The sequence below is a fragment of the Desulfotignum phosphitoxidans DSM 13687 genome, assembly GCF_000350545.1.
GTDB classification, from domain to species: domain Bacteria; phylum Desulfobacterota; class Desulfobacteria; order Desulfobacterales; family Desulfobacteraceae; genus Desulfotignum; species Desulfotignum phosphitoxidans.
Window position 1 is genome coordinate 1 of the sequence record NZ_APJX01000038.1, and the last position, 1,732, is coordinate 1,732.

2 protein-coding genes are annotated in these 1,732 nt (G+C 51.0%); both read left to right on the forward strand.

The window, feature by feature from the left end; translation table 11 throughout:
- Positions 1 to 104: 104 nt before the first annotated feature.
- Complete coding sequence (gene abiEi, locus DPO_RS23555) at positions 105 to 641, forward strand: type IV toxin-antitoxin system AbiEi family antitoxin (RefSeq protein ID WP_006968889.1); 537 nt, start codon at positions 105 to 107, stop codon at positions 639 to 641.
- A complete protein-coding gene (locus DPO_RS23560) occupies positions 634 to 1,521 on the forward strand; it encodes a nucleotidyl transferase AbiEii/AbiGii toxin family protein (RefSeq protein WP_006968890.1) in 888 nt (295 codons plus the stop codon). The genes abiEi and DPO_RS23560 overlap by 8 nt, the downstream gene beginning before the upstream one ends.
- The last annotated feature ends 211 nt before the right edge of the window (positions 1,522 to 1,732 follow it).

Here is a 1,732-nt window from a genome sequence, read left to right on the forward strand (position 1 = left end):
GGTGTTGTGGTGGATGATGTGGTGGTAAAAACCAAAAAAAGTCAGTTGACTCAAGTTGACATAAGGACTATATGATTATAGTATTAGTGTACACTTGAGGTGTTATGGACAAACAAACAGCAATCAAGGTGTTGACCGCGTGGGATGAGGCGGGGCGTTATGTATTTACGCGCCATGATCTCGCCAAGCTTTTTTTGGATGACAGTGCCAAAACCCTTCAGGAGGCGGTGAATCGGCTGGTGAAGGATGGCTGGTTGCGACGGGCCTGCCGGGGGATTTATGTGTATTCCCTGGCGCGCAGCATGGACAGCCACACGGTTGAGCGGATTGCCGTGGCACTGCGCCGCGGGGAATACAACTACCTCAGCCTGGAATCCGTGCTTTCCGAATACGGTGCCATTTCACAAATTCCGGTCGATCGCCTCACGGTTATGACAACGGGCCGTAAAGGATTATACCGCACCCCCTGGGGTACCATTGAGTTCACCCATACCAAACGGGCCACATCCAATATTCTTGCCAGTATTCGCAATGTCGGCCGCCCCCTGCGGCTGGCAACCCCGATGGCCGCATGGCGGGACTTGAAGCGGGTTGGCCGCAATACCCATCTGGTGGACGAGGAGGCGCTGACCGATGATTGAACCGGCAAATTTTGCAGCGCTGGTGGAGAAAGCCATGATCCTGTCCGGGCGTGGCCATATGCGGCCGGTGATCGAAAAAGAATTGCTGCACTATGACATTCTTTTCAGTCTCGACAAAGAAGGGCTGCTTGATATTTTGACCTTTCAGGGCGGGACATCGCTTCGTTTGTGCTATGGGTCACCCCGCTTCAGTGAGGATCTTGATTTTTCCGGTGGCAGGGATTTTGCCGGCCGGCAGATGGCGAAGATGAAGGAATGTCTTGAGCATTACATCGGCGCGCGCTACAGTCTCGATGTGCTGGTCAAGGAGCCCCGCGAATTGAGGGCTGATCCCGATCACGACGGGTTAAAGGTTGATAAATGGCAGCTTACAGTCGTAAGCTCGCCTGGACAGAGGCATTTGCCCAGACAGCGGATCAAGATTGAAGTGGCCAATGTTCCTGCGTATTCCCGTATTCCCAGGGCCCTGCAAACCAATTATGACTTTCTGCCGGATGGGTATGGCGACACGCTGGTTCTGACTGAAACGCTTGCCGAGATTATGGCTGACAAGCTGGTGTCCCTGGTCAATACCCAGCATTATGTACGTCACCGGGATATTTGGGATTTGCGCTGGTTGAAGCAGGCAGGGACGGAAATCAACCATGGGTGGGTGAACAACAAGATCGATGATTACTGCGTCAATGATTATGACCTCAAGCTGGAAAGTACCTGGCAGCGGTTGCCGGAGATCATTCACGGCGAAGCTTTCAAGTCGGAAATGGCGCGTTTCCTGCCAATGGACGTTCAGGAAAGAACTTTTATGAAAGATAAGTTCTGCGATTATCTGACCAGTGAAATCAGGGGGTTGCTGGATGAGGTCAGACGGGGGATGAGGTAAAAGTGGGGTGGGGTCAGGCCTGGGGTGGGGTCAGGCCTGCGTTATTGTAGTTGTTTTGAGTGTTAAGTGTTAAGTGTTAAGTTTTAAGTTTTAAGTTTTAAGTATTGGGTTTTGATGTCAGGGAGGTAATTTAGCCTTGGAGCCTGAAATCTGACTTTTTGTTTTCTTTCTTATCGTTCGAGTTTCCCGCCTTTTATTTTTTCAAAAATTT

Coding starts and splice junctions, on each gene's coding strand:
- abiEi (WP_006968889.1), top strand. CDS start 105: ATGGACAAACAAACAGCAATCAAGGTGTTGACCGCGTGGGATGAGGCG.
- DPO_RS23560 (WP_006968890.1), top strand. CDS start 634: ATGATTGAACCGGCAAATTTTGCAGCGCTGGTGGAGAAAGCCATGATC.